This window comes from Tumebacillus avium, from assembly GCF_002162355.1.
Classification (GTDB): Bacteria; Bacillota; Bacilli; order Tumebacillales; family Tumebacillaceae; genus Tumebacillus_A; species Tumebacillus_A avium.
In genome coordinates, this window is record NZ_CP021434.1 from 293,116 (window position 1) to 314,103 (window position 20,988).

Consider the following 20,988-nt stretch of genomic DNA (forward strand, 5'->3'; position numbering starts at 1 on the left):
TGCATGCGCCGCATCCTCTTGGGATTCGCGCTGCTCCTGCTGGCGACGGCCCGGCCTGCTCTGGCGGAAGGCACCGTCCAGCCGCTGGAAGACGGACTGTATGCGTTCAACAGCGTCGACACGCGGCACGGGCCGCAATGCGTGGAGTATGCGGAGCGCTACTACGTGACGCGTTACCCCGGCACATTCCCCTACCACAACTCGGGGCCAGGCGCCTATGACATCTGGGAAGGGATCGCCGATGCGAAAGACGTCGGCGGCTGGGCAGCGTATCGCCAGCATTTTTCAGCGTATGAAAATGGCACGACCTGCCCCCAGCCGGAGGACATGCTGCTCTATGACCGCACGCGCGGCTATGGATGGGGACATGTCGCGATCATCGCCGAAGTGTACCCGGCCACCGTCGTGATCCTTGAGCAAAATTACGGGCACGATACGTTGCGGGTCATTCCGATGGTCGAGCACCGCATTCTCGACCGCGGTGTGAAAGGCGTGGTGCGTTTAAAAGCGAACGATGCGCAGAACGAAACATAAACAAAAGGAATGCTGGCCGTCACAGGCTCAGCATTCCTTTTTTAGTTCCAGATAGGCACGGCGAATCCAACTGGTCTTGTGCAGCAGGATCTGTTCAATCTCCGCTTGGGAGAGATGCCCGTTTCGGTATTTCCAAAGCTCAAAGCCTAGCATCATCAAGGTGTTATCGAGCATGCAGGCGGTAAACGCCCGGTCAAAATCGGCAGTCACTGCCCAGCCCCGCTGTTGCAGCTCGCGGCGAAATGCGGTCAAGGCAAAAACATGCAGCTCATCATCCAGCACGTCCTGCAGCAGGATCGACAAGTCGCGCTGCGGCACAGCCAGCGAAGCGTATTCCCAGTCGATCAGGCGGATGCGCCCGTCATCGAGCAGGATGTTCTCCATGTGCGGGTCGCCGTGCGTAAACGTCTGCTGCCCGGCGACATACTCCGGGTAGCGCGGGTAGAAAAACGCTTCGATCTCGCGCAGCTCCGCGATCAGCCCTTCGTCCACGCCCGGCAACCTGCCCTTTTGTGCTTCCAGTTCCCGAAACGCATCCTGCGCAAAATCGATCGAGGAGTGAAACGGGTACGGAGACACGACCCCCGCCGCTTCCCATTCCCTGCTTGCCCCGGCCAGCGACGCATGCAGGTCGGCCAGCAGCGTCACCACCTCCGCCAGCAGTTCGCGTTTGGCAGCCGGGCCGCTTTTTTGAAAAAGGGGCTTGAGCGCCGTCCCCGCTTCTTCGATCAGAATCCCAACTTCCGGCACGATGCCGTACAGCTTCGGCACCCCGTGCGGTAAAAGCGGCACCACCCGTTCGTAAAAGGACAGCTCTCCGCTCCGGCCCGGCGCAAACTGCTTGTAGACAGCCCGCAGCTCACCACCCGTCTCATCGCGCAGGCGCAGGCGGAACAGCGAGCCTGTAAAGCCGCCCTGCACCTGCTCCCGAGTGAGCAGTTCCCACCCTTTTTCTTGAATCAATGCTTGCAATCGGTCCATCTCTACACCCTCTTCATTCGCCAAAAAGGCTGCCCGCAATCACGCAGGCAGCCTTTCGTACGCAGTCAAAATTATTGAAAATGGCGGTGTCCTTCGCCTGCTTGCTCAACTCGTTGCGCCCAGTTGAGAAAGTCTTTTCCGTTGATCAGCTCGGTGTCATCCGTGTAGTGGGAGTCCAGTTTGCCGCGATGCACCAGTTCCTGCACGTCAGCAACGGTGATTCCCGCACGGTCTGCCAGTTCAAACAGCGTATACTGCCTGTCGCGATGAATGCCTCTCGTCTCCATGGGCCGTTCCCCTTTGCAAGAGAGTTTACCACGGGTGTGTACCCTCTCTTAACATACCGACCGGAGAACGGAAATATGCGAATCTACTTCAGCACAACATCCCCTTGAAACAGCGGATGTTCCTGCACGTATTTGGAGATCAGCGGATCAACCGCCTCTTTCGACGCGATCGTCCAGGAAGCGAGATGGGTGCCGCATTCGACCGCCTGCTGCAGCGAATGGCCGTGCACCAAGCCAAATACAGTGCCGGCAAAAAACGAATCGCCGGCACCGGTGGTGTCGATGACCTTGGTCGGGACGACCGGCACGTAACCAAATGCATCGGTGGCGCGGTTGTAGAAGACAGAGCCTTGTGCGCCCATCGTGATCACCGACGTCTTCAGGCCGCCTGCGGTCAAGTCGCGGGCTGCCAGTTTCGCCTCTTCGATCGAAGTGATCGAGATGCCGTAGACTTCTTCAACTTCCTGCTGATTGCAGATGAACATCGCCATATCGTCGATCAGCGAGCGCTTGCCCATCAACACATCGAGGTTGCCGACGATGCCGTATACCGGCACATTATATTGTTTCGCCCACGCGAAGATCGCCTGCACGACCAGATCGTTCAGGTCGAGCTCGACGACAACCGCGTCGGAGTTCTTCACGATCTCTTCCCCCTGGCGCAGGAGCAAATCTTCCAGCTTGGACAGGTCCGGTTTTTGCGAGACGGAAGCGACCAACGAGCCGGCGCCGTCGAGGATCGCCAGCCACTGCCCCATGCCGTTGTCCGTTTTCACCATCCGCGATGTCTTGATGCCGATGCTCTCCAGTCGCGCTGCGACCTCTTCCCCCTGTGCGGTGTTGGCTACCGAGGAGATAAACTCCACGCTGCCGCCCGCGCGGCCGATCGCTTCCGCTACGTTGCGGCCGACGCCGCCGTGTGCAAATTCAACATGACCGACGTTTTTTGTATCAGAATTGACCTTGCCGTTCGCATAACCCTTAATGTCTACGAATACGGTGCCGATCACTGTAATCGCCAAGGTAAAGTCCCCCACTTTTAGCTGAATATAGTAGTCTCACATTGGATACTTGTGACTCTATTATACTTGACTCTTTCACAAATCCCTACTCATTTTTGCACATTACAAAAAAGAGGTAAAGAGTCTGTAAAAAAAGACCCCTCCCGCGAGTGCGGAAGAGGTCTTGAGCGGTATCACCGTACTTATTTGTAGATTACGATGGAACCAACCGATTTGTCAGCAGCTTGGCCGTTGACGCGAACTTTCAGGCCGTAGTTGTTTACGTTGCGGCCTGCATCCGGCATGAAGGTGTTCGAGAAGGAGTTGCTGTCATCGAACAGGGAAACTGCCGGCTTGGATTGAGCGTACAGAGTTTGTTCCGGGTATACCAGATCCAGTGCGGAGGTCGGGTTCAGGCCGAACGCAGCGTCACGGATGTGGTAACGGGTGGAAGCTTGAATGCCAGTGCTCCATTTGAGGTCTTCTTCAACGTGTGCATCAACAACGCCGAGGAAGCCGTCGCCCGGGTGGATACCGGTCCAGTTCTCGGTGAAGGACGGGTCAACGTACCATACCACGAGACCGCCATCGTAGGACATCAGGGATGCGCCACGGCGGATGTTCTTCAGACCCATGTCTACGCCTGCATGGTTACGCCATTCGAGCAGGTAGTAGTGGTCGGAGTAGATGTTGCCGTCCGACTTGGTGAAGCCGTCGAGGGTGAAGGAGGAAGTGCCTTCTGCACCGTCGTTGAGCAGCTCAGCGCCGTCAGCGGTTACTTTCACGTTGTCAACGTAGATACCCGCTTCGGAAGTGCCCCAGTCGGTGATGTAGCGAACTGCTACTTGGATCTGCTTGCCAGCGTATGCGGACAGGTCGAAGGATTGCTTCGTCCAGCCGTTGGAGTTACCAGTCAGACCCGGCAGGTTGGACAGAACGGTCGGGTATGCGCCCGAAACTGCGGAAGAAGTGGTGTTTGCGTTGCCGATCGACTTCCAAGTTGCGCCGTTGTCTTCAGATACTTGAACGAATGCGAAGTCCCAGTCTTGCTCGATCTTGTACCAGGAATCGAACTCGAGCGTTGCGGAGGTCTTGCCGGTCAGGTCAACGGAAGCCACCATGTTGGTGTCGATCTCGTCGCCTACGCCGCCGAAGAACTCATAGGAACCGCCAGCCGGCGTGTTGACCGGAGTGGTCTTTTGCGGCAGGTTTACTTGAACGGTGTTGCCGTTTTGACCGTTCGGGGAGTTGCCTTGGTCAAGCAGGAACTGCGAGCCCTTGGAGGAAACTTGATCCCAGTTTACAACGGTCGGAGCTGCCCAGTTGCCGCCCAGGTAGGAAGCAAAGTAAGACTTCGCCCACGGGGAGAAACCGGTCGGCTCGGTGCCGCCAATTTTACCAGCCCAGGAGCCGGATGCCATGATCGACCAGTAAGCAACCGTTTCACCGGTACCGGAGTAGATGGTGTCGTACTCGTCCGGCAGACCGAGGTCGTGACCGTATTCGTGTGCGAATACGCCAGTCGCGCCGTCTTCCGGCATCATGGTGTAGTCGTAGAAGCCCGGGAGACCTTTGCCCAGACCGTCCGGATCGACGAAGGATGCGGAACGGTGCGACCAGATTGCGTTGTCGCCCAATGCGCCGCCGCCAGCTTCTTGACCTACGCCGGAGTGGATGATCATCAGGTGGTCGACAAGGCCGTCCTTCTCCATGAGGTTGCCGTCGCCGTCGAGATCGTGCGGATCTTCGAAGTCGTAGTCGGACAGCGGAATGCCTGCCGCTTTAGCAGCTGCATAAGTGTCTGCAACGAGTCGCTTGGAGCCGCCCGGAGTTACGTTGTCGTGGCCGGAAGCGCCATCTTTACCGTAGAATGCTGCAGTGCCCGGAACTTTCAGCCAGCCGTATGCTTTACCTTCGACAGAGTAAGTGCCGCCGGATTGTTGCTCATAGAATTGCTTCATAGATACGAAGTTTTCGCCGTTCGGGCCTTTTACACCGTTCGCGCCGAAGATCATGTCTTCGAAGTGCTGCAGGTTGTAATCGGAGTAGAAGTTGTCCGTTTCGTCCGACGAGATGTTGTTGTGTGCAAAGTCGGAGTACTCAACGTTCAGTACGAGTACTTTGTCCTTGCGAACCGGGCCGTTGTAAGTGGTTTCTTTAACCGGGTCCGGAGTGCCCTTCAGATGGCCTTTTTTCTTGCCGTTGCCGTTCAAGAGACCATTGTTGAACGCCTTATGTTTAGCCGATTCGGAAGCCTTTACTTTTGCTGCCAGCGGGTCGGATGCTTTTGCATCGCCAACTTGCTTCCCTTTGAGCTCCAAGTATGTCTTCAAGATGCCTTTTTTCTGCTCAGCAGTTGCCCCTGCCGGAATTACCCCTTGCTTCTCCAGAGACTTGATGATCGCATCTTCGTTGACGATCGCCAGGTCCAGAGTGCTGTTCGAAACGGTCGAGCCGGTGGTGCCTTGTGCCATTGCAGTACCGCTCAGCAGGGTACCGGCAATGAGTGCGCCAGAGACGCTGAGTGCCAGAAACTTCTTCATTAGTGCTCCCCCTTTTGTATCTCTTTCCTACAGGTCTGAGTATAATAGACTGAATCTTCTAAGTCAACAATATTTTTATTTTATTTTATGCTCGTTAAACATAGATAACGGCATTACAATCGACACGTTAGCGCTTTACTTAGTTCCAGCAAATGGGACTCTATTTTCTACTCTATAGGTAGCGAAATCTCGCAAACTGTCGTAGAGTGTACAGTGGAGCAAGTTTAACAGACAACTAAAGGGGATTTAGCAATGAAGAAAGCCCTGCTCGCAATCTTGCTGGCTGCGCTTGTTGCGCTGCCGATTCAAGGTCAGTCGCGCACCAACTCGTTTCCCAGTCATGATAAACACCAGGCACTCCTGCGCTTGGAAGATGTGTCGCCGGGCGGCAAATATGCCACCTTGGACGACCTCGGGCGCCTGCGTGCGGTGTTCGAATATTTGCAGGCTGAAGACGTGCCGTTCCACCTCGCCGTCATTTCGCGCTCGAAGCTGTGGAAGGACGGCGCGTGGGTGGAAAAAGGAATTGATGATCCCAACCCCGATGAGCATCTGCAGAAGTTTAAAGAGCTGTTGCAGAAGGCGCAGCAAAACGGCGCGGTGCTCGGCATGCACGGGTACACGCATCAATATGGAGATGTCAAACGCGGCGACGGCTGGCACGACACCGGCGTCGGCTATGAATTTGCCATCGAAGACGCGCCGGAGACGTCCACCGTCCCCTATGCGGTCGAGAAGATTTCCAAAAGCCTCGCCGCCTTTGAGAAAGCGGGCCTGACGCCGGCGTTCTGGGAATCGCCGCACTATCAGGACACGCGTGAACAAGAAGAGGCGTTTCGTTCGTTCATGGGCGTGCTGTATCAGCCGGACTACTTTTCATTGAAGTCGTTCAAAGACCAGGTCGTCTATCAGGATGAAAATCTGTACGGCGAAACGACGCTTGGCTCGGTCTACGTGCCCGCTCCGCTCAGCTATGTGACCGGACCGAAAGACGTGGAGCGCATCTTGGAGAAGACGGAACATTTCCAAGGCCTTGGCGCCGTGTTTTATCATTCGTTTAAGGAATATGACGCGCTGGAAGCGGTGACCGGCACGGACGGCAAACCGCTGATCCGCGACGGTTTGCCTGTCTACCAATACAAGCAGGGGTCAAACACCCAGCTGCAGCAGATCGTCCACGGCATGCGCGAACAGGGCTGGACGTGGCTGTCGCTGCACGATGTGCTGCCCTTCTCCCCCGCTCATCGGATCGACCTGCCGCTTGGCACCACGACCGAGCACCTGTTGTTCGGCGATGTGAGCGGCAGCAAGCAGGAAGCGCTGGTTGTCGTCGACAGCGTCGGGAAAGTCTCGGTGCTGCAAGGCAACTTCAACTGGCCGCGCAACCGCTCGCAGTCTCCGTTTGCCACTTGGCTGCAGAGCGGGCTGGACGCGGAAGATACGCCGCTGCTCGCCGATGTGAACGGCGGCGGTGTGGCCGACTTGATCGCCTACCACCCGGAGAGCGGCGAGGTGAACGTGTATCTGTCCAACACGCTGGGCTTCGATGCGGGCAAGAGCTACGGCACGGTGCGCAGCGGTTTGAAAAAAATCGCCGCGGACGACTTGAACGGGGACGGGCTCGCCGACCTGCTCTTGCAGGATGAACAGACGATCACAGCAGCGTTTCAGGATCAGCAGAAGTTCCAACCGCACGGAACGGATACGCTGTATCTGCAGCATGATGATGCGCAGATGCTGACCGGTGATGTGAACGGCGACAAGCGCCCGGAACTGATCTTGTATTCGCCGTCCGACCGGCAGTTGGACGTGTATGCGATCACTGCTGACGGCGGTTTTAAGCATCTCAAAGCGTTTGAAGTGCCACAACCGAAACGGGACGGACAGGCGGTGCTGGGCGACACGAACGGGGATGGACTTCAAGATGTGGTGATCAATGACGGGTCGCACGGCATCTGGGAGATCTGGCAAGGGGATGCGAAAGCGCTGCTGAAGCCGCACGACAACTTATACGGCCCTTGGGCGCGGGGCGAACGGACTGCGTTTTCCGCCGATCTGGACGGCAATGGCAAGGCGGACATCGCTTCGTTTGACAGCGAGCAAGGGGTGCTCGACATCTCGCTGTCGTTCCGCAGAGCCAAATAAACAGCCCTATAGAAAAAGGAGTGCGTCTGCTGCGCACTCCTTTTTTGTACGGGTCTAATTTTAATAATTTTTCATAAGATTAAAAATGTTGGGACGAGACAAATTATCATAGTGAGGGGATCATCAAATGAACAAAAAAACATCCGCTTTCCTGGCGCTCGCACTCGGGTTGACCACCGTGTTTGGCGCGACGGCAGGCACCGGCCACGCGCAAGAAGCTGTGCAGGCACAAAAATACCTCGTCGTCTTTAAAGACGCCGCGAAACTCCCGGCCGGCTACACGCAGGCGATCGAAAAAGCGGGCGGCAAAGTCAACCGCTCGATCGACAAGCTTGGCGCGGTGGAAGTTATCTCCGACAATCCGGATTTTCTGACGGCGATCAAAGGCTCCAGCCTCGTGCAAGACGCTGGCGTTCAACATACGATCTACCCGGAGCAAGCGGTCGACAAAGAGATGTTCACCGGCTCTGCGTTTGGCAGCGGGCATGACCTCTATGAGCAGTATCAATGGGATATCAAGCAGGTGACCGGCAACGGCGCGGCCTGGGACCTGCCGGGCGGCACCGGCGCCAGTGACAAGGACATCGTCGTCGCGATCGTCGACACCGGGATCGACTACACCCACCCGGACATCCAAGCGAACTTCGCGTACGGCAAGTCGTTTGTGCCGGGCATCTCCGACCCGATGGACGAGGACGGCCACGGCACGCACGTCGCCGGTTCGATCGCCGGCAACGGCCGCGTCCTCGGCATCGGGCCGAACCTGAAAGTCGCGGCGTACCGCGTGTTTGGCCCGACCGGCGGCGCAGCCACCGCCGACATTGCCAATGCGTTGATGACGGCAGGCGATGATAACGTCGACGTCGTCAACATGTCGCTCGGCGGCTACGACTGGTTCCAAGACCCGAACTTTGCGACCAAAGACATCGCAGCCGACGTGCGCCTGTTCAACCGCGCGATCCAATACGCGATCCAAAAAGGCGTCACCGTCGTCGGCTCGTCGGGCAACGCCAACCTCGACCTGAGCTCGCCGGGCCAGATCTCCAAAGAGGACGGCAACAACGGCGCGACGCACCGCTCCCCGTCTTCGCAAACGATGATCCGCGTGGCGGCGAACGGCTATGAGCTGAACCGCACCTACTATTCCAACTACGGCGTCGGCAAAATCGATGTCACCGCACCGGGCGGCGACTACGGCACCGCTTGGCTGGCGACGCGCGACACGTCGCTTCGCAACCCGAACCTGCGCTGCCTGTCGAGCGTGCCGGGCGGTTACGCGTGGTACATGGGCACCTCGATGGCCTCGCCGAAAACGGCAGCTCTGGCCGGCCTGATCATCGCGCAACACGGCAAAGACGTGCTGTCGCCGTCCCAAGTCAAACACATCATCCAATCCTCGGCGACCGACATCGGCAAAAACGGCTATGACGGCGAATCCGGCTTTGGCCTGATCAATGCGGTGGAGGCGCTGAACTAGACCAAACGGATCGGATCGACAAGAAACGCAGACACAGAAAAAGAGGCCGCAGCCCGGCCTCTTTTTTATGTATCTTATGAAATTAGCGGTGCAGCACATCGGTGAACGCCTGATAGCCTGATGCCTGGCGCGCACTTTCCCACTCGCTGTCGTCTTCGATGTCGATGATGTTCCACCAGCCCTCGCCGAGGTCATCCGCTTTCAGCAGGTACGCTTCCCGCGCTTCGGACAAGCGCAGGCAGAGGATGTAGGAAACGCCGCTCACGGCAAACACCTTCGCCGCCTCATAATCGAAGACCCCTGTTCCGGCACCTCTAGGTGCAGTTGCTGGCCTGTGATAACCTCCAGATTGTCCTCCATAAACCCGATCTCGTTTCTCATCCCCTCGACTCCTCTCCAGTATACAGCCGTTTCAGCCCGCAGTGGTTGCCACAGGCCCCGGCTGTCAGTTCTCCGCCGCAGCGGCATGTTCCATCGTCCGGCAACGGGTCCAGCCAGACGTATTCGCCGAGCGCTAACCTGTACAACGGAAGCAGCACGCGCTCCCGGTAGCGCAACAGCTGTTTTTCCACCTGTTTCGAACGGTGCGCCTGATGATGGCAGCCCGCGTCGAGACAGATCCCGTTGTCTGCCGTGCCCAAGCCGCCTTGAGCCCGCGGGATGATGTGATGAACTTCCCGCCCCGGTTTGCCGCACAGCACACAGCGCTCCCGGTCGCGCTCGCGGATATGAGTGCGCACCAATGGGCTGAAATCGTTGCGCTTGGTCTGTTCCTGACGCTGTTCACGCTGCCGGCGTTTGGAAAGCGTTTCATCCATCCCCATCACCTCCCTGTCTCTCCCCTTTACACTACCAAAAAGAAAAGAGACCCGCAAAGGTCTCCTGTCAGTTTCCTATTACTTCATTTCCTTCTATCTCAGTGTCCCTCCATGAACAGCAGCGCCGCGCCGACAACACCGGCGTCATTGCCGAGCGTCGCCAACTCGATCTTCGTGCCGCGCACAACGCGGGGCAGCGCGTAGTTGGCAAACGCTTCCCGCAATGGCAGCAGCAAGGCCTCCCCCGCCTGCGACACGCCGCCGCCGATGACGATCACCTGCGGATTGAGCGTGGTGCCGACGTTGGCGAGGGCCAATCCCAAGCGGTCGATGGCGTAGGCAATGACTGCGGAGGCGACCTCATCCCCTTTGGCAGCATGGTCAAAAATGACCCGGGTGCTGAGCGCCGCTTCTTGGCGCAGTGAGGAGGGATGGCCTGCTGCCAGCCGCGCATTCACCGCCGCCACGATGCCGGTCGCCGAGGAGATCGTCTCCAAACAGCCGCGCCGCCCGCAGTTGCAGCAGCGTCCGTCCGGTTCGAGCGTGACATGGCCAATCTCGCCGCCCATGCCGCTTGCCCCGCGCACGATCTTGCCGTCGATGATCACGCCGCCGCCAACACCGGTGCCAAGCGTCACGCACAAGACGTCACGCGCCCCAAGTCCGCCCCCGGCTCGCGCTTCGCCAAGCGCCGCCACATTGGCGTCGTTGTCGATCCGCATCGGCAACTGGCCGAGGCGCTGCTGCAGTTCGCCCAGCAGCGGGACGTTGTGCCAGCCGAGGTTGACCGCCGTCTCGACATAGCCGGTCTCGGCATCGAGAAACGCCGGCACGCCAAAGCCAAGACCTGCGAACTCCGTCAAGGACAGCCCGGCCCCTTGCGCAAGGTCGCGGACCAGCCCGGCGATGCTGTCGATGACCCGGTCTGCGCCGAGCTCCGGGGAGGTGTCCCGCTCTATCCTGCTACGCATGCGGCCGTCCCCGGTGACCACCGCTCCCTTGATCGTGGTGCCGCCGATATCGATCCCGATAAACTGGCGCATGACTCCCACTTCCCCCCGCTAAAAACGCCACATGACGGGATCATGTGGCGTTGCTTGCTCGCTGATACATATGTATGCAAGCGCGGGGCTGATTTGTCTGTTAAAAAATCGTCTGCTCCGTCTCGGCGTTGAAGAGGTGGATGCGCTCCGTGTTCAGCGCCATGGTGACGGTCGAGCGCGCCTTGATCGCAGAATGCGCCGGTACGCGGGCGATCATCGTCTGGCCGTGCAGGTTGAGGTAAACGTACGACTCGGCGCCAAGCAGTTCGACAACTTCAACTTCGGCGGTGAGCTGCGCGCTCCGGGCTGCGTCTGCATGGGTCAGATCGTCATGCAGGTTCTCCGGACGGATGCCGAGGACGACGCTTTTGCCGATCACGCCCGCCTCGCGAAGCAGCGATATGCGCTGCTCTGGCAGACGAACGCTCAAACCTTCCGTGCGGAAGTGCAGGGCGTCGCCTTCTTCTTCCAGGGTGCCGTTTAGGAAGTTCATCGCCGGCGAACCGATAAAGGAGGCGACAAACATGTTGTCCGGGCGGTTGTAGATCTCCTGCGGCGTGCCGACCTGCTGGATGATGCCGTCTTTCATCACGACGATGCGCGTGCCCATCGTCATCGCTTCCGTCTGGTCATGCGTGACGTAGATGACGGTGGTCTGCAGGCGCTGGTGCAGCTTGGCGATCTCGGCGCGCATCTGGACGCGCAGCTTGGCGTCGAGGTTGGAGAGCGGTTCGTCCATCAGGAACACTTGCGGTTCGCGGACGATGGCGCGGCCGAGCGCAACGCGCTGGCGTTGACCGCCGGAGAGCGCGGCCGGCTTGCGGTTGAGCAGATGTTCGATGTCGAGGATCTTCGCCGCATCGCGGACGCGGGCGTCGATCTCCGCCTTGGGCACTTTGCGCAACTTGAGGCCAAACGCCATGTTTTCATAGATCGACATGTGCGGGTACAGCGCGTAGTTTTGGAAGACCATCGCGATGTCGCGGTCTTTGGGATGCACGTCATTGACGAGGCGGTCGCCGATCCACAGCTCGCCGTCGGAGATGTCTTCGAGACCTGCGATCATCCGCAAGGTGGTCGACTTGCCGCAGCCGGACGGGCCGACGAGGACGAGAAATTCCTTGTCCTGAATGTCAAGATCAAAATCTTGAACAGCCGTGACATCGGCCGAATAGCGTTTGTAGACATGTTTCAGTTGCACACGAGCCATTTTATGTAACCCCATTTCACGTTTTCTGAATTGTTAGGTTCAGTATAACGCGCCGGGGTGAACGTGACGATTAGACAGAATGCACAAACCTACCTCTTCCCGCTTGTGCAGCCTGTCTTGACCAGCAGCAAAGCCAGCCAGAGCGTCCAGCCGTCGAGCGGACGGCGCGGGTCGCAGCCGGTCAGCTCGTGGATGCGCTCCAAGCGGTAGAGCAACGTATTGCGATGGACAAAAAGCGCCCGGGCCGTCTCCGCGACCCCCTGCCCGTTTTCCGCAAACACCGCTGCCGTCTCCCGCAGTTCTGGCGTCAAGGCTTCCAGCACGTCTGGGGGCAGGATCTCCCGCACAAACTTCTCCCGCACCGTCTGCGGAGCCCCGTAGAGCAGCCGGGCGATCCCGAGGCGGTCATAGTCATGCACCGCCCGTTTCCCTGGCAACAGCTTGCCCGCTTCCAGCGCGAACTCCGCCTCTTCCTTGGCACCGGCCAACTGATGCAGGCTCCGCGCGCCCGACACTCCGGCGCGGCTCAGCAAGAACAGTTCCGCACCCAGCGTCTCAATCCAAGCAATGACGGTATCAAGCAGTGAGGATGCCTGCGCCAGTTGCCCTTGCTCCAGCTCATCATGCATCTGCACCTCTCTTGCACGAACGTCCCGCACTTGCGCTGTTTGCTCATGCACATTCTGGACTGGCTCGAGCGGAAGCAGCACCCAAATACGCTGGCCGCCTTGCTGGCCCACCACCGCCTGCTCCGTCCCGATCAGCTCTTGGAGCAGAAGTACCGCCTCTTCTGCCAGCTCTGCCGCAGCGGCACGGGCGAACTCCAGCAGCACGATCCTCCCGGCAGCGTCGCGCGCCCAGCCGAGCTCTTGCAGCCAGGCGGCCAGCGCATCTCCGTCCGCCTCGCGCTCGCCGCACAGCCATTGTGCCGCCTGCCGCCGCGCATCAACTCCGCCGGTCACCGCACCTGCATACAGCGCCAACAGCTCGGCCACCGCAAGGGGCAACGCCGCACGCTCCACACGCAGCTGCTGCTCTGCATTCAGCGGGATCAGCCACGAATCGTTGACATAACAAATCTCTTTTGCAACCTGTTCTCTCCGCTCCACACGGCCATACTCCTGCAGCGCAGCAGCCAGACGCTCCATGCTGCTCATCCGGCCGCCCCCTCCTGCACTGGCGCTTGTACCGACTGGACCAGACTCATCTGCTGCCAGCGCTTCGTCCGCCAGCGCCAGAGCATCAGCAGCCCGCGCAGCCACTCATCGACGATAAACGCCGCCCAGACGCCGACCAGCCCATACCCGAGATAGATCCCGAGCAGATAAGCCAGCGGCACCGACACGCCCCACATCGACAGGATGCCGAGGTAGACCGGAAACTTCGCGTCTCCTGCCGCCCGCAGCGACGAGATGACAACGAGATTAAACACCCGCCCCGGCTCCAACAGGATCGTCATCAGGATCAGCGTGCTGCCCAGCGCCACAATATCGGCGTCATCTGTAAACAGCCCCAGCATATTCTCCCGAAACAGCGACATCACACAGGCCATCCCAAGCGACACCATGATCCCGATCTTCAAGCTCTTCAAACACGTCCGATACGCCGTCTCCTGCTCCCGCGCCCCGACCAGATGCCCGATCAGGATCTGCGTTCCCTGCGCGATCGCCATCGAAAACAGATAGATGAACATCATCAGATTTTGCGTATACACTTTCGTCGTTAACGCCCCGATGCCGATCATCGTGATCAAAAACGTGATCATCACCTGGGACGACATATACGACAGATGCTCGCCGGCCGACGGCACCCCGATCTTCAAAATGTTGACCAGCGCATACCGCGGAAACTTCAGCAACAGCTTAAACGGCAGCGCTCCGTCCATCCGCTTCACCAAGATCACAAACATCACGATCAGACCGCAGACCTGCGCGATCGCCGTCGACATCGACACCCCAAGCACGCCCAAGACGGGCAGCCCAAACGGGCCAAAGATAAATAAATAATTCCCGATCACATTCAACACGTTCATCCCAAGCGTCACATACATCGCATCTTTCGCAAACCCGTGGCTGCGCACCGTCGCCGAGATCGCCATCATCACCGCCTGCAGCACCGCCGCACCGCCGACGATCCGCAAAAAGGTCAAGGCATCGCTCATCAACTCATCGGGCAGCCCCATCCATTGCAAAAACGTGCGGCCAAACACGATCATCATCAAACTCAAAAACAGCCCAAACAGCAGGTTCGCGCCAAGCGCTACGACAGCCACTTCCGACGCTTTTCGCTTTTCGCCCGCGCCCAGATACTGTGATACGACAATTCCCGTACCCATGGCGACAAAACCAAACATCACCAGCAGCACCGATACCAACTGGTTGGCGACGCCAACTGCTGCCACCGCGTCGTCGGAGTAGCGGGACAGCATCAGCGTATCGGCATTCCCCATCAGCATTCGCAAGCCCAATTCAATAAAAATCGGCCAGGTCAGCGCGAACAAGGTCAACTTTTTCTGCGTCTTAGTCATCGTTCACCCTTCCCCTTCCGGTTCGACCCTCGTTCAAAGTACTCTAAGTATACCGACTTTTGGCGACAAAATCCCCCCATTTCCCAGGAAATACTCATTTCATGTCGAGGAATAAAGAAAGCACATCGACATGCGATGTGCTTTCTGCCAGGCCCCGCCGCTTAGGCCTGCGGAGCGCCAATCAGCTCATTGATTTTCTCTTCATCCAAACCAACCACATAGCCTTGCTCCGTCTTCACGATTGGGCGCTTGATCAGCGTCGGCTCGGTGGCCATCACCGCCGCCAGCTCACTTTCCCCCATCGCTTTCAGCTCGTCCTTGCGCTCCTTGTAGACCGGAGAGTTGGCCCGCAGCAGGTCGTGCACCGTCAGCTCCATGGCGCCTGCCAGTTCCAAAATCTCGTCTGCGGTCAGCATTTGCTCGACCAGATTGCGCTCCGTTACTTCCACTCCCGAGAGAACCTCTCTCGCCCGTTTGTTTTTGCTTCAGGTCGGGTGGTACATCATGATTGCGTTCATCTTGGCTCACCTCATCCAGCGTTATTTCCTCTTACAGCACAGGAATTATGCCGACTGTTTCGCCGTTTCCGGCTGCTTCTCCTGCTCCGCTTTCTCACGCAGCTTCTTCAGCTTTTTCTTAAACAGGAACCCTGCGCCCCACAAGAGCAATGGCACAGCAAACCCAATCGGCAGCGCTACCATCGGCCAGTAATCATCCAGCAGCGTCATCGCCCGGTTGTGGTCAAGCACCACCCAATAGCCAAACGCACCGAGGATCAACGCGACCGGCAGGATCGTCGGCCGGTAATCTTTCAGCCCGAAAAGATGCGTGACAGAAAGCGACGCGCAAAACAGTGACACCATCGTCTGCACCAGCGCCGAGGTGGCGAAAAAGGCGATCATGATCATCTCATAGCGGTGGATGAACTGCCCGATCTCCGCCGAGCGCGCCAACTGCATGCAGGCGACGATGTAGCGCCCCGTCATCTCTGGGGACAGCACGCCCGCTTCGAGAATCGGCCACATCAGCACAAACAGCCCGGCGTACAGGATCGAGACCGGGCCTGACTTCCGCCAGATCTTCTTGTCCTTGACCAGTGGCAGGATAAACGCCGTCATCAGTGTCGCCATCGCCCAGTCGGTGTCGTTGTGCCGGGATGTTTTGACCGTGTTCACGAAACCGGTTTGGAAGACGGGCAACAGTTCCCGGATGTCAAACTCGTGGAGCGACCCGATCATCAGCATTACGTTCAGCGCAATGATCGAAAACACCCCGACCAGCGCCATCCGCGCCACGACCTCCAGCCCTTTGTAGATCGCGTACACCCCGACGGTCAGGCCGGCCAGCACAAACATGATGATCGGCATCTCCGGCAGAAAATAGTCCATCAGATGATAGACAAACGTGATCATCACCGAACCGAAGGCGCCGAGGAAAAAGCAAAACAAGACGAGCGCGATCAGCTTCTCTGCCCATTTTCCAAACAGTGCACCGTATTGTTCCACCAGATTGCTGTCCGGGAGGCGCTGTGTTGTCACCACGGTGATATACATGATGAAAACCCCTTGCAACGTGGAGAACAAGGTCGCGATCCACATATCGCTTAACGACTCCCGCGCCATGATGCCTTGGGTCAGTCCAATCGCTTTGGCGTAGACCATGTTGATGACCAGAGCCATCAGCATGCCGTTGGTAATTCGAATTTTCATGATCGTCTCACTTTCCTGGCCGCATGGGTTTGCTGAGCAGCACCGGGCTGCCGATATGCACGTCGACTTTCACGCTGACCTCTGCTTCCGGAAAGACTTGGTCCCAGTCTTTTTTGATCATCTGCCATTCGGAAGGATAGCGGTTTTGAAACACTTTCCCGAGCTCCAAAATGTCCACGCCGTACGTTTTTTGCGCCGCTTCGATGACGCTTTGCACTTCGTGGGTCAGCAGCTCCACCGTGTGCGGTTCGAGCTGCTGCATGATCTCGATCTGGCTTTGGTCAGGGGAGCAGCCCAGCTCGACGAGGTCGATCTCGGCGTGCAATTTGATCTGAAACGACACCTTGCTGTTTTGATAAAGCGGAGTGACCTGAAACGAATTGTTTTTGATCTCCAGCGACAACGGTTTGCCTCCGCCGCAGTCCAAGGCGATGACGCGGGACTGGACTTTGTGAATAAACCAGAGCAGCCCCCGGCTTTGCTCCAGATTCAGCCAGCCGACCATCTTGTCGCGCTTGAATACGGCCGTTCCGGCCATCTCAATCTGCGGGTTGGTGCCGAATTCCGAATTGCGATCGGCTGAGATCTGGCGGCTGCGCGCCTGAATTTTAGCCAGGACAGGATGCGTCGATTCGCTCAAAAAGGCGGCCGACAGCGTGCGCATGTCGGTGCGCGGCGCTTCGGAGACGATGTCGCTGTAGCGGAACACCTTGTCGATCGAGACGCCGGGAATGATCTCCAAGCCCGTTTTGGTGGCGACAACTTCCCACGCCTTTCCAGGCGTGACGACCACCCAGGTGCGCATGCGCAGTTCATGGTTGCGGGAGAAAAAGTCGATCACGTCGGTGATCCCGTCCCGCGCCACATCTTCGGAGATGATGATCACTTGGTTATGCGCCCAAAATATGCGGCGCGACGAGTAGCGGGCGAGGTTGCGGATCGCGGCAAAAATCGACTCGCCCTCTGCGCTGGCCGTCCAGATCGGCTCACCGGTGCCGGCGGCAGGCGAACCGGTCTGGCCGCGCACGTCGCCTGGCCGGGCGATCTGCGTGGTGACTTTGATCAGCCCGTCTTTCGAGCCCTTGTCGATGCCAACTGCGGTCACCAGCGCCAACTGGTCGATCTCTCTGGCCCCAAAACAACCGGTCAGCAGCACCGAAAACAGCAGGAGGATCAGCACCAACCGCCTGCGCATCATGGGCGTTTCCTCCATGGCCGGTCTTTCTTGCGCTTCCCGCTCTGCGCGTTTCCTTTTCCAGCGTCCGCTCCAGCCCGGTCAAACGCCCCGTGGCCAAAGGCGCGCAGTTTGACCTGCCCGCGCTTCTGCGCCCGCTGTCCCTCAGGTTTCGCGCTGAACTCCTCCTGCCTGGCCCCCTGCTGCTTAGTATCCTGCTGCTTAGTATCCTGCTGCTTAGTATCCTGCTTCTTCGCAGACTTCTTTTTCTCAAGCTTCTTCCGACGTTCCGACTGCTCGGCATCGGTGACCGAATAGGTGCCGCCGTCGCGCTTCGGCTTGTCCTCCGGATCTGGGGGCTTGGGCATCTGGCCCGGCGCCATGCGCTGCAAGTCGCCTTGCGCGAGCTGCGGGCGCTTGTTCATGCGCCACCAGGGCACGCGGATGATGATGTCCTTTTGATCTTCGGGGCGAAACGGTGTCGCCGGCGACATATAAGGCTCGCCAAACGAGCGCAGCGACAACGAGTGCACCACGATCATCGCCAACGTGCCGGCAAAGCCGAGCAGCCCCATCGTACCCGCCGCGATCAACAGCGGGAAACGCAGCAGCCGCACGGAAAACGAAGCGGCGTAGTTGGGGATGGCAAACGAGGAGATCCCCGTCGTCGCCACGACGATGACCATCGCCGGCGAGACCAGACCGGCCTGCACCGCCGCTTGCCCGATGACCAGAGCGCCAACGATCGACACCGCCTGGCCGACCGGGCGCGGCATGCGCAGCCCTGCTTCCCGCATCAGTTCAAACGCGCCTTCCATCAGGAAAGCCTCGACCAGCGCCGGAAACGGCACCGACTCCCGGCCGGCCGCGATGCTGAGCGCCAGCGCGGTCGGAATCATCTCATGATGAAACGACACCAGCATCACATACAAAGAAGGCAGAGTCAGCGAAATAAAGATCGCCGAAAAGCGCACGAGCCGGAAAAACGATCCGACCCAATAGCGTGAATAATAGTCATCGCTGGCCTGCAAAAACTGCCAAAAATAAACGGGCACAATCACCGCAAACGGCGAGTTGTCCACAAAGATCGCAATCCGCCCTTCAAACAGCGCCGCCGCCACCTTGTCGGGGCGCTCGGTGCTCTGCGTGGTGGAAAAAGGCGACAGCGGCGCATCTTCCACAAATTCCTCGATCACGCCGCTGTCGAGGATCGCGTCGATCGAGATCCTCGACAGCCGGGCTTTGACTTCCTCGACCAGCCCTTCTTTGACCGTGCCTTTGATATAGGCGATATTGACATCCGTTCGTGATTTTGTGCCGATCTTCATGCCTTCGACCCGCAGCTGCGGGTCGCGAATCCGCCGCCGCAGCAAGGCCGTATTGGTGCGGATGTTTTCTGTAAACCCGTCGCGCGGCCCGCGCACGACCGGCTCGGTCTGCGGTTCATCAACGCTGCGCGACTCCCAGCCCCGGGTCGCGAGGAGCAGCGCCCGGTCACCGCCTTCCAAAAAGACCAGCGTATCGCCGGACAACACACCTTCGATGCCAAGCTCATACGTATCGAGCAAAGCGATCGACGTGTCGATGATCAAACCGGTCATCAATTCCTGCATCATCTGGCTGCCCGACAGCATCTCATCCGCATCGTGATAGAAGGTGCGTGCCTGAAGCAAAGGCCGAATCACCGTCTCATCAAGCAGTTTGGCATCGACCAGCCCGTCCGTATAGTAACAAAGCGCTTTCACATTCCGCTTGTGATGAATCACCAGCTCACGGGCGATCAGGTCAACACTGCTTTCCAGCACCTTCCCCATCACCGTTTTGTTTCGCTCAAGGCTGCTTGAGACGTTTTGTTTAAGCAGTTCTGACGTGTCATCCACAAGCTTCACCTGCCTCACCTACCTTTGTTTCCATTCCGGACAAGGTTTAAAACGAAAACCTTTCAGGAAAAATGGAAACGGAGCCTGATTCAAACTCTGGAGGTGTGTGCAGTTGAACTTTTATCATTGGTGGATTTACGAAAACATCTTCAACACAACCTGGTTCGTCTGGACGTTTGTCATCTTCATTCTGGCCTTCAACATTTTCTCCCCCGTCATCATCTGGCTGACGTTCTCCGGCCGCAAGCTGAAATTGCAGAAAAAGCTGCTGAGTAAAATGAAGGACGTATAATCTAGCAGTCCTCCGAATAGACTGGGAGTATCACAGAGTCACTGAGGAGCGTGCCCGATCTATGAAAAAGCAAACTGCAGTCATCCTGCAATTTATCCAAGGCCAGATCGACGAAACGGCCTTGCGCCAGGCGCTGAAAAGACATAAATAAAAAGCACATCGGGCCCAAGGCTCGATGTGCTTTTCTTCTATATACTACTTCAAACTACTTCTTGATCAGGCCGATTTCGACCAGACGCTCGTACAGGAAATCGCCTGCGGTGATCGCCGGCCATCTTTCCGGGTTGTCCGGGGTGATGGTGGACGGGATCGTTTCCAGCAGGTACCCGCTGTACGGATGCACGAAGAACGGCATCGAGAAGCGGGATGTGTTTTCGCCTTTCGGGTTGACGACGCGGTGGGTGGTCGCCGGGATCACCTTGTTGGTGATGCGCTGCAGCATGTCGCCTGCATCAACAACGATCTGGCCTTTCAAGGCTTCGACCGGGTACCACTCGCCTTCGTTGGTCAGGAGTTCCAGACCGGACGTGGTCGCTTCGCAAAGCAAGGTGATCAGGTTGATATCTTCATGTTCCGCAGCGCGAACCGCATCTTGCGGCATGCCTTCTTCCAGCGGCGGGTAGTGGATCAGACGCAGGACCGAGTTGCCGTTGTTGATCATGTCGGAGAAGAAGTTTTGACGCAGATCGAAATGTTGCGCCAGAGCTTCCAGCATGTTGCGCGCCACGCGCTCCAGCTCGCGGTACAGCGAGAGGGTCAGCGGCTTCAGTTCCGGCACTTCATCCGCCCAGACGTTTACCGGGTAGTCCAACGTCATCGGATGGCCGTGCGGCAATTCCTGGCCGACATGGTAGAACTCTTTCAGGTCGCCCACTTTGCGCTGTTTCGCGTGTTCTTTCATAAAGCCGGTGTAACCGCGCTGGCCGCCCGATTCACCCGCGTACCTTTGCTTGATTTCCGGGGACAGGGAGAACAGCTTTTCGATCGCTGCATACGTGTCGGCGATCAGCTTCGGGTTGATGCCGTGGCCCTCCAGGGTTATGAAACCGATGTCTTTCAGCCCGTGGCCAAATTCGTCGGCGAACTTGCTGCGTTCCTGTTGGGAACCGTGAGTATAGGACTTCAGGTCAAGCGTGCGAACTAAGCTCATGACAGCCTCCTTGTAAATAGGTCCGTTCGGAATTAGTATGTGTAATCGTTTTCATTAAATACTGTATCATGACCGCAACGAACAGGCAACGAATATTTGTAGGATGTCAGACCTCTGTCCTCTGCGAAATAAAATCTCGAATCTTGTTGCCCTTCGTTCAGAGATTTGTTATACTAGTCCTTGTGTTTATTTACACGCCCACTTGCTCCTACGGGGG

At 58.0% G+C, this 20,988-nt stretch carries 19 protein-coding genes; 4 read left to right on the forward strand and 15 right to left on the reverse strand.

Annotated elements, in window-relative coordinates; all coding sequences use genetic code 11:
• The first annotated feature begins 3 nt into the window (after positions 1-3).
• Positions 4-534 carry a CHAP domain-containing protein gene (locus tag CBW65_RS01560; protein ID WP_087455276.1) on the forward strand — a complete coding sequence of 177 codons (531 nt, stop codon included), beginning with the start codon at positions 4-6 and terminating at the stop codon, positions 532-534.
• Positions 535-561: 27 nt separating this feature from the next.
• Here CBW65_RS01560 and CBW65_RS01565 read toward each other — a convergent pair whose 3' ends face one another.
• The 4 genes from CBW65_RS01565 to CBW65_RS01580 all read right to left on the reverse strand — a co-directional run bounded on the left by CBW65_RS01565 (position 562) and on the right by CBW65_RS01580 (position 5,346).
• Complete coding sequence (locus tag CBW65_RS01565) at positions 562-1,515, reverse strand: phosphotransferase family protein (protein WP_087455277.1); 954 nt, start codon at positions 1,513-1,515, stop codon at positions 562-564.
• Between the two features lie 71 nt (positions 1,516-1,586).
• Positions 1,587-1,802 (reverse strand): hypothetical protein, encoded by a 216-nt coding sequence (locus CBW65_RS01570; protein ID WP_087455278.1) that lies wholly within the window; start codon positions 1,800-1,802, stop codon positions 1,587-1,589.
• A gap of 83 nt (positions 1,803-1,885) precedes the next feature.
• Positions 1,886-2,824: a carbohydrate kinase family protein gene (locus tag CBW65_RS01575; protein ID WP_157721712.1), complete on the reverse strand. Its 939-nt coding sequence runs from the start codon at positions 2,822-2,824 to the stop codon at positions 1,886-1,888.
• Positions 2,825-3,006: 182 nt separating this feature from the next.
• Complete coding sequence (locus CBW65_RS01580) at positions 3,007-5,346, reverse strand: immune inhibitor A domain-containing protein (protein ID WP_087455280.1); 2,340 nt, start codon at positions 5,344-5,346, stop codon at positions 3,007-3,009.
• A gap of 252 nt (positions 5,347-5,598) precedes the next feature.
• On the opposite strand from CBW65_RS01580, the gene CBW65_RS01585 reads away from it, so the two are divergent.
• Positions 5,599-7,491, forward strand: a complete 1,893-nt coding sequence (locus tag CBW65_RS01585) for a DUF2334 domain-containing protein (RefSeq protein ID WP_087455281.1) — start codon at positions 5,599-5,601, stop codon at positions 7,489-7,491.
• Between the two features lie 127 nt (positions 7,492-7,618).
• Positions 7,619-8,968: a S8 family serine peptidase gene (locus tag CBW65_RS01590; protein WP_087455282.1), complete on the forward strand. Its 1,350-nt coding sequence runs from the start codon at positions 7,619-7,621 to the stop codon at positions 8,966-8,968.
• Positions 8,969-9,050: 82 nt separating this feature from the next.
• Here the strand turns inward: CBW65_RS01590 and CBW65_RS25250 are convergent, their stop codons facing one another.
• The 10 genes from CBW65_RS25250 to CBW65_RS01640 form a co-directional block, all read right to left on the reverse strand.
• Positions 9,051-9,371, reverse strand: coding sequence for a DUF1292 domain-containing protein (locus CBW65_RS25250; RefSeq protein ID WP_332457837.1), 321 nt, complete (start codon positions 9,369-9,371; stop codon positions 9,051-9,053).
• Positions 9,346-9,786, reverse strand: coding sequence for an HNH endonuclease (locus tag CBW65_RS01600; protein WP_157721713.1), 441 nt, complete (start codon positions 9,784-9,786; stop codon positions 9,346-9,348). The genes CBW65_RS25250 and CBW65_RS01600 overlap by 26 nt, the downstream gene beginning before the upstream one ends.
• 98 nt (positions 9,787-9,884) lie before the next feature.
• On the reverse strand, positions 9,885-10,829 hold the full coding sequence (locus tag CBW65_RS01605; protein ID WP_087455285.1) for an ROK family glucokinase: 945 nt from the start codon (positions 10,827-10,829) through the stop codon (positions 9,885-9,887).
• Between the two features lie 100 nt (positions 10,830-10,929).
• A complete protein-coding gene (locus tag CBW65_RS01610; RefSeq protein ID WP_087455286.1) occupies positions 10,930-12,039 on the reverse strand; it encodes an ABC transporter ATP-binding protein in 1,110 nt (369 codons plus the stop codon).
• An 89-nt stretch (positions 12,040-12,128) separates the two neighbouring features.
• Complete coding sequence (locus CBW65_RS25005; RefSeq protein WP_087455287.1) at positions 12,129-13,196, reverse strand: PucR family transcriptional regulator; 1,068 nt, start codon at positions 13,194-13,196, stop codon at positions 12,129-12,131.
• Positions 13,193-14,566: an MATE family efflux transporter gene (locus CBW65_RS01620; RefSeq protein WP_087455288.1), complete on the reverse strand. Its 1,374-nt coding sequence runs from the start codon at positions 14,564-14,566 to the stop codon at positions 13,193-13,195. The genes CBW65_RS25005 and CBW65_RS01620 overlap by 4 nt, the downstream gene beginning before the upstream one ends.
• Before the next feature lie 161 nt (positions 14,567-14,727).
• On the reverse strand, positions 14,728-15,015 hold the full coding sequence (locus CBW65_RS01625) for an arsenate reductase family protein (protein ID WP_087455289.1): 288 nt from the start codon (positions 15,013-15,015) through the stop codon (positions 14,728-14,730).
• A 114-nt stretch (positions 15,016-15,129) separates the two neighbouring features.
• Positions 15,130-16,275, reverse strand: coding sequence for a GerAB/ArcD/ProY family transporter (locus tag CBW65_RS01630; protein ID WP_087455290.1), 1,146 nt, complete (start codon positions 16,273-16,275; stop codon positions 15,130-15,132).
• A 7-nt stretch (positions 16,276-16,282) separates the two neighbouring features.
• Positions 16,283-17,473, reverse strand: coding sequence for a Ger(x)C family spore germination protein (locus tag CBW65_RS01635; RefSeq protein WP_232463421.1), 1,191 nt, complete (start codon positions 17,471-17,473; stop codon positions 16,283-16,285).
• Positions 17,470-19,338 carry a spore germination protein gene (locus tag CBW65_RS01640; RefSeq protein WP_232463422.1) on the reverse strand — a complete coding sequence of 623 codons (1,869 nt, stop codon included), beginning with the start codon at positions 19,336-19,338 and terminating at the stop codon, positions 17,470-17,472. Before CBW65_RS01640 ends, CBW65_RS01635 begins: the two co-directional genes overlap by 4 nt.
• A gap of 103 nt (positions 19,339-19,441) precedes the next feature.
• On the opposite strand from CBW65_RS01640, the gene CBW65_RS01645 reads away from it, so the two are divergent.
• Positions 19,442-19,621 carry a hypothetical protein gene (locus tag CBW65_RS01645; RefSeq protein ID WP_087455291.1) on the forward strand — a complete coding sequence of 60 codons (180 nt, stop codon included), beginning with the start codon at positions 19,442-19,444 and terminating at the stop codon, positions 19,619-19,621.
• Positions 19,622-19,826: 205 nt separating this feature from the next.
• Here the strand turns inward: CBW65_RS01645 and CBW65_RS01650 are convergent, their stop codons facing one another.
• Complete coding sequence (locus tag CBW65_RS01650; RefSeq protein ID WP_087455292.1) at positions 19,827-20,771, reverse strand: isopenicillin N synthase family dioxygenase; 945 nt, start codon at positions 20,769-20,771, stop codon at positions 19,827-19,829.
• Positions 20,772-20,988: the final 217 nt, after the last annotated feature.